This is a genomic window from Clostridium tepidiprofundi DSM 19306, assembly GCF_001594005.1.
GTDB lineage: Bacteria > Bacillota > Clostridia > Clostridiales > Clostridiaceae > Clostridium_AC > Clostridium_AC tepidiprofundi.
On the sequence record NZ_LTBA01000011.1, the window covers coordinates 67,007 to 74,373 of the forward strand.

Annotated in this window: 8 protein-coding genes; 1 reads left to right on the top strand and 7 read right to left on the bottom strand. The window is 30.9% G+C overall.

The features are described from left to right. Positions 1-84 precede the first annotated feature (84 nt). The 7 genes from CLTEP_RS06590 to CLTEP_RS06620 all read right to left on the bottom strand — a co-directional run bounded on the left by CLTEP_RS06590 (position 85) and on the right by CLTEP_RS06620 (position 6,699). On the bottom strand, positions 85-1,548 hold the full coding sequence (locus tag CLTEP_RS06590) for an NADP-dependent glyceraldehyde-3-phosphate dehydrogenase (RefSeq protein ID WP_066824372.1): 1,464 nt from the start codon (positions 1,546-1,548) through the stop codon (positions 85-87). 957 nt (positions 1,549-2,505) lie between these two features. Beyond that, on the bottom strand, positions 2,506-3,078 hold the full coding sequence (locus CLTEP_RS06595; RefSeq protein ID WP_066824375.1) for a DUF2284 domain-containing protein: 573 nt from the start codon (positions 3,076-3,078) through the stop codon (positions 2,506-2,508). Between the two features lie 335 nt (positions 3,079-3,413). Continuing rightward, complete coding sequence (locus CLTEP_RS06600; protein ID WP_066824378.1) at positions 3,414-3,632, bottom strand: DUF378 domain-containing protein; 219 nt, start codon at positions 3,630-3,632, stop codon at positions 3,414-3,416. 99 nt (positions 3,633-3,731) lie between these two features. Continuing rightward, entirely contained in the window at positions 3,732-4,115 is a 384-nt protein-coding gene (gene panD / locus CLTEP_RS06605) for an aspartate 1-decarboxylase (RefSeq protein WP_066824381.1), read from the bottom strand. A gap of 16 nt (positions 4,116-4,131) precedes the next feature. Beyond that, entirely contained in the window at positions 4,132-4,980 is an 849-nt protein-coding gene (panC, locus tag CLTEP_RS06610) for a pantoate--beta-alanine ligase (protein WP_066824397.1), read from the bottom strand. Between the two features lie 43 nt (positions 4,981-5,023). After that, the gene (gene panB / locus CLTEP_RS06615) at positions 5,024-5,851 is read right to left on the bottom strand and encodes a 3-methyl-2-oxobutanoate hydroxymethyltransferase (RefSeq protein WP_066824384.1); all 828 of its coding nucleotides are present in this window, start codon (positions 5,849-5,851) and stop codon (positions 5,024-5,026) included. Between the two features lie 2 nt (positions 5,852-5,853). After that, a complete protein-coding gene (locus CLTEP_RS06620; protein WP_066824387.1) occupies positions 5,854-6,699 on the bottom strand; it encodes a Rossmann-like and DUF2520 domain-containing protein in 846 nt (281 codons plus the stop codon). Between the two features lie 336 nt (positions 6,700-7,035). Here CLTEP_RS06620 and CLTEP_RS06625 point away from each other — a divergent pair. Beyond that, a partial coding sequence (locus tag CLTEP_RS06625; protein ID WP_153016288.1) for a hypothetical protein occupies positions 7,036-7,367 on the top strand: 332 nt, incomplete at its 3' end.

A 7,367-nucleotide genomic window follows, 5' to 3' on the forward strand; every position in this document is an offset into this window, starting at 1 on the left:
AATGCCCTTTAGGCATTTTTAAAATATAACGAAAATATAAAAGTTCTTATAAAACTGAATATATAAGGTTGTGGTAAGAAAATCCTACTTCAACGAAGTAAGTGGCGAGTAGTTCACAATTATAGATTTTGGACGCGTCATTGCTTCTATGCTATATCTAATTCCTTGTGTTCCCATGCCGGAAGATTTTACTCCTAAGAATGGGAAATGATCTGGTCCTCTTTCAGTTTTATTATTTATTTGAACAGTTCCTACTTCTAATTTATTTGCAATATAAAAAGCATCATCTATATTTTTGGTAAATACCGATGATTGGAGTCCATACTGGGATTTGTTAGCTATTCTTATTGCATCATCAATAGTGTTAACCCTTATTATTGGAAGTACAGGTCCAAAAGGTTCTTCCCATGCAAGTCTCATATTTTCAGTTACATTATCAAATAATGTTGGATAAAACAGATTATCAAAGCGTTTATTTCCTACAAGTAATTTAGCACCTTTTTCTATTGCATCATCAATTAGTTCTTGAACATAGTCAGCAGCAGAATTATTTATAAGAGGAGTAATTATAGCATCTTCTTGTGGTGTTCCGACGGTTAAATTTTCAACTCTTTGTTTTATTTTCTCAGATAATTCATCAGCTACTTTATTTAATACTATAACCCTTTTAATTGCTGTACATCTCTGACCTGAATAGCTATATGCTCCTGATACTATTTCTTTTGAAGTTGAATCTAAATCAGCATCATTAAGTACTATTGCAGCGTCCTTTCCACCCAATTCCATAATCATTGGTACCATTCCAGCTATAATTGCAATGTGATTGCCTACATTTGTACTTCCAGTAAAGTTTATCAAGTTTATATGTTTGTGGGTTACGAGGTAATCACCTATTTCTGAACTCTTTCCTGTTACTGTGTTTAATACTCCTTTTGGAAGACCAGCTTTTTCAAATAGTTCTACCAAATGCAAAGCGCTTATTGCACCTTGGGTAGGAGGTTTTAAAACAACACTATTTCCGCCCACGAGAGCAGGAGCAATTTTAGATGCCGATAGATTTATTGGATAATTAAATGGTGAAATCGCAAGTACGGTTCCAATTGGCACTCTTGAAACAAATGATATTTTGTTTTTATTAAAACCAGGGAAATTATCTGCATCTATTGTTTCACCTTCTAAGTGTTTTCCAGCGTCGGCGGTAAATTTTATAAATTCTGCAGTTCTTTTTACTTCAGATTCAGCAGATGATTTGTTTTTGGCAATTTCATTTTGCAGAATATTAGATAATACATCTATATTATCTTCAATCAAAATTGCTGTTTTATGCAATATATTAGCACGTTCATTTAGTGGAATTTCTGCCCATATTTTCTGTGCATATTTTGCTAAATTTAATACGTTATCTATTTCTTTTTTAGTCATAGATTGAATTTTACCTAAGAGTTTTCCATCTGTGGGTGAAAAGATATCAATATTTTTCTCTGAAAATACCCAATCTCCATTAACTAAATTACCATAATTATTATTTTTGCATAATCTTTCAAACACATTATCACCTCATAAATTTGAGTTTAAAAGTGAAGCTTCTATGAGTTTAAAAGTGAAGCTTCTATGTGATTAGTATTAGCTAAATATAGAAAAAATAAACCAGTGCAGACTTAAAATTTCTAACTAAGTAACAATTTGTTTTGGTGATTGGCAACTATTTTTTAGTCTCCAATCTCTAGTCACCAGTCTCCAGTACAAATTTGTGACTTGAGAAGCATTATCTGTTTAGGTTCTGGGTACTAGGAGCTAAAATAAGTTTGCCAGGCTACTAGAGGGCTAGTGCAGATTTGTGACTTGAAAACTAGCATATATTTAAGAACAAAATTCTAGGTATTAGTTTTCATCAAAGTAACAATCTGCTTTGGTGATTGGCGATTGGTGATTGGCGATTGGTGATTGGCGATTGGTGATTTTGGTTTAGTCTCCAGTTTATCTAATCTCAAATCCCTAGTCCCTAGTCCCCAGTCTCCAGTACAGATTTACAACTTGAAAACTATTATCTATTTAAAAATAAAGTTTGCTAGAGGGCCAGAGGGCTAGACGGCTAGTGCAGATTTGTGACTTGAAAACCAGTATCTGTTTCAGGTACTAGGAATGAAGCAAGTTTGCCAGGTTGCTAGAGGGCTAGACTGCTAGCACAGATTCACAACTTCTTAAATCACCAAATGTTTTTATATACATTTAGGAAATCGTATAACGATTTCAACATTAACTAGCCACTAGCCGACTTGTAACTGGCAATCTTCTTTCTGAAGAAATTGCGTAACAATTTCTAGTCTCCAACACAAATTTGTAACTTGGCAACCAGCATCTATTTCAGGTGCTAGGGAAAAATAAGGGGCGAGGAAATAATAAAAGTTTGCTAGTTTGCTAGACGGCTAGTACAGATTTGACATATGTATACCAGTATCTGTTTCAGGTACTGGGTGGTAGGAGAGAAAACAAGGTACCAGGATTTTATTTGAATATATTAGTGTGATTGAGTGCAATATTGTGCTTTGAGAGTAATGCTCCAACGAGTAAAATATATTCTTGTTTAGAATATTGACTCCATAATATTTTATCATTTAGAATATCTTCAACAATTTTAGTTACTTCAATTCCTAGAGATTCAAGTGAATAACGCATATATTCAGGATGAATGCAGGGTTTGTTTAAAATTTTGCTGCATTTTTCACATATATAGCACCTTCCTGCAAATAATGAAACAGTATTTTCATAGTTTTTTTCTAATTCTAATAATTTTTTATCGAATATTTTTCTCAAGCTATTGTAATAAAGATTTATGTCATTTTGAGACTCATCATTATTGGAATGTGCTTCTTTTGTATATAATTTTGCACTGATTATGTAAGCATAAGTATACTTTTTTATATATTCTTTTTCACTAAAGTTGAATACGGGGCATGACCAAAATTTATTATAGTCGGGACATTGCTTACAGTAATTGTAAACAACATTTGGATTATGATATTTTAATAATTCATCAATTGTGATTTTTTTAATTTTATAAATTATTTCATTATTCATAAGCTCTTTACCTCAATATTATTATTTTGCATTATACAATTATTATAACATATTAGGCATTTTCAAAAAAATAATTAGTTAGTATGCTAGTCTATTTTGCGAACTACTTTATCGTCGGAACCCGCTGATAGAACCTACTATAGACAAAAATATGAATTTTATAACTTGAGAAGTATGTTTTGTTTTGGGAAGTATATTTTCTTTTAATGCCTTAAATTCATATCAAAAACCCTTTGCGAATGGAACAATTATTTTAAATTCCATCGTAAAGGGTTTAAACTGAAAATTTACAGAAGATATACATTGATATCGTTATTTAATATGATGGTATATTTCTACCTTTCTTCATCTGTGGTTCCAAGTTCGTCTCTTCTTCCAAAAAATGATATTGAATATAAACCAGCTATGCCTACTACTGCATATATAATTCTAGTAAAAGTTGACATGGTTCCAAAAAGTGCAGCGATTAAATCAAATCTGAAGAAACCAATTAGTCCCCAGTTAACCGCTCCTATAATAACTAGTACGAGTGCAGTAATATCTAATCCTTTCAATTAACACATCTCCTTTTATTGAATTTTCATACTTATTATGTGCGTAAATATGAAAATTATTAGCAAAAAAGAAAAAAACTCAAGAAAAGGCATTAGCCTTTACCTGAGTTCACCATGTTCCTCGTAATGTTTAACTTCTTTAATGGTGTTATCTTCATTTACGAAGACTACTGTTGGTTTAAAATTATCTAATTCATTTTTGTCTACTAAACAGTATGCCATTATAATTATTTTATCATTAGGCTGTACCATTCTTGCAGCAGCACCATTAAGACAAATAACACCGCTTTTAGGTTCACCAGCAATAACGTATGTTTCGAAGCGATTGCCATTATCAATATCAACTATTTGTACTTTTTCATATTCTAAAATACCTGAATTATCGAGTAAATCTTTATCTATTGTTATGCTTCCAACATAATTTAGCTTAGCTTCAGTAACTACAGCTCTATGAATCTTTGCTTTTAACATATTTAATTGCATTTTCATCATCCCTTCTTTAGTTATTGTCCCATGTAAAGTTATCTATTAATCTTGTTTTGCCAAAGAAAACAGCAATAGCTATAAGAACAGGAGTTTCAATTTTTGATACTTCTGAAAGCGACAAACTATCCACTATTTCAACGTAATCAATTTTAGCAAGAGGTTCAGTATTAATTTCATCTATTATTATTTTTTTTATTACAGAGACATCTTTTTCTCCTTTTGAGAGTGCTTCTTTCGCTTTGTTCAAGCTTCTGCTTAAAACTGTGGCAGCTTTTCTTTCCTTGTCCGAAAGGTATGTATTTCTTGAACTTTTCGCTAATCCATCTTGTTCTCTTATTATTGGACATCCAATGATTTCAACATCAAAGTTTAAGTCTCTTACCATTCTTTTTATAACAGCAAGCTGTTGAGCATCTTTTTCACCGAAGTATGCTTTATCAGGGGTAGTAATATTAAATAATTTGGATACTACAGTACATACACCATCAAAATGTCCAGGCCTTGAAGCACCACATAACATTGAAGTGAGATTTTTTACGCTTACAACAGTACATGCATTGTCATAGTACATTTCGCTGACTTCTGGATTGAATACAAGTGATGCTCCAGCTGATTCACATAGTTTTTTATCTCTTTCTATATCACTAGGGTAATTATCTAAGTCTTCATTTGGACCAAATTGTGTTGGGTTTACGAATACGCTTACAATAACTCTATCATTTTCACTGGCAGCTTTTTTTATTAAACTTAAATGCCCTTCATGTAAGTAACCCATCGTTGGAACTAAAGCAATTGATAGTCCTTCTTTTCTCCAATTTTTTATGATTTGTTTTATTTCTTTAATAGTTTTAACAAAAAGCATTTTATTCGCTGCTTTAGCAGCTTCACTTCCTTCCATAATATAGTTAATATAATTTTTTTAGAGTTTCTTCATTTATGCTAAAACAGTGTTCTTTTTCAGGAAATTTGCTGTTTTGAACTTCATCTATATATTGTTTGACACCTTCTGTAATTAAACTACCTACATTTGCAAATGTTTTAACGAATTTAGGTTTGAAATCTCCAAACATATTTAGCATATCATGATAAACCAATATCTGACCATCACATGCTGCTCCAGCACCTATACCAATAGTTGGAACCGATACTTCATTAGTGATTATTTCAGCTAATTTTGCAGGAATACATTCCAATACGATTGAAAATACACCAGCAGCTTCTAGGCGTTTAGCGTCTTCAATTAATTTTTTAGCAGTTTCTTCATTTTTACCTTGTACTTTGAATCCACCAAACATATTGATGGATTGAGGAGTTAAACCAAGATGTCCCATTACAGGTATTTGAGCTTTTACTATAGCTTCTATTTGTTCACACACTTGTGCTCCACCTTCTAATTTAACAGCGTGTGCATCTGCTTCTTTGATAAAGCGTCCTGCATTTTTAACAGCATCATATACTGATGTTTGATAGCTCATAAAAGGCATATCCCCAACAACTAGAGCATTTTCTACTCCTCTTGTTACTGCTTTTGTATGGTGAAGCATGTCTTCCATTGTTACTTTTAAAGTATCTTTGTATCCAAGGCAAACCATACCTAATGAATCTCCAACCAAAATACCATTAATACCGCAGTTATCAAACATCTTAGCGGTAGAGTAATCGTAAGCTGTTAGCATAGCCAATTTTTGTCCACTTTTTTTAGCATTAATGAATGTGCTTACTGTATTTTTCATATTCAAATCCTCCTCAAATAATCTTTAAGCTCTTTATAATTTCTATCTTCATGTTTCTTTTCAGATATATCTATTAGGTTGAGTGATAGAATCTTGTAAAGCTCCCTATCCTCATATGGTATCATGTCTAAATGATGTTTTATGGTACCTAAATCATTTCTTTCAATTGGACCAGTTAGAGAATTTTCAATGCCATTTTGCATAATATTATTTATGTTGCTCATAATAAGAGGCATTAATGCTTCAATTGCTTCATATTTGTTAAAATCACATTTTTCTAAGTAGTTTGTTCCAATATCTATTAGTGAAAGAACAAAATTTGAAACAACTACATTTGCTAAATGATAAAGAGATTTTTTTTCACTATCTATTATAAAAAATTTATTTTTAGTCAAGCTAAAGAGAGCTTTAATTTTATCAATATTTTTCATATCACCTTCAATTGAGAAATAAGCATCTTTTAGATTTTTATATGTTTCATATTTATCTGAAAATGGAAACATTGGATGGATAGAATATTTAGAGGCTTCAGAATTGTCTATATCAGAAAAGATTTTTGAGGAAAGAGAACCGCTTGTATGACAAATTATTTTATTATTTAAATTATAACTGCTTATTTTTTCCCATATGTTATATATTTCATCATCAGGAGTAGTAATAAAAATCATATCACTATCCTTGATTAAATTTTCAATGTTTGTGTAATGCTTAGAACCTGTAAATTCAGATGCTTTAAAAGCGGATTGATTCGATTTGCTATAATAGCCTGAAAGCTTAATTCCCCTCAAAGAAAAATACTTACCAAGGCTAAATCCGACTTTACCAGCTCCAATAAAACCTATTATCAAAATATCACCACCAAAAGTCTTATTCTAAAAAGATATAAGCAGTAAAATCCTCAAAAATTTAATATCTCAATTCGGTGCAGCTCTAAATGATACCACCCAAAGTCATTTTAGCACAAAAAATTTTTAAATACAATTAGTTCTGTTATTGATCTTCAATTTGTAATACTGAATTTTACTGTTTTACTGTACTAGATGATGTTTTAGAATCGCACTAAAACATTATTTTACATTTAATGTATTGAAATTTGCTCATTTATAGTAATTGTTTATAGTTGCATATACTGTTATGTGTTATAATAATATTAAATTTTATGACAATGGAGGTAAATATAAGCTATGATTAGTAAATATTTCTTAAGATTTCAGATTTTATTAGTTTGTATTGTTTTTATAATTACAGGCTGTACAAGCTCTCCTAATTGCTCTAAGAAAACTGAAAGCAATTATACATCATTTGAATTAAGTGATACACACAAGCATATAAAAATACTGGATGATGCTATTCCAAAATATGAAATATTTCTTACTGGTGAAGCTCATTATATAGATGTGAATTTTCCACTTGAAACATTTTTTCTTAAATATCTAGTTGTTAATGGAAATATAAAGTATTTTATACCTGAGCTACCACATAGTATTGCTTGCAGATATGAAGAATATCTTAAAAC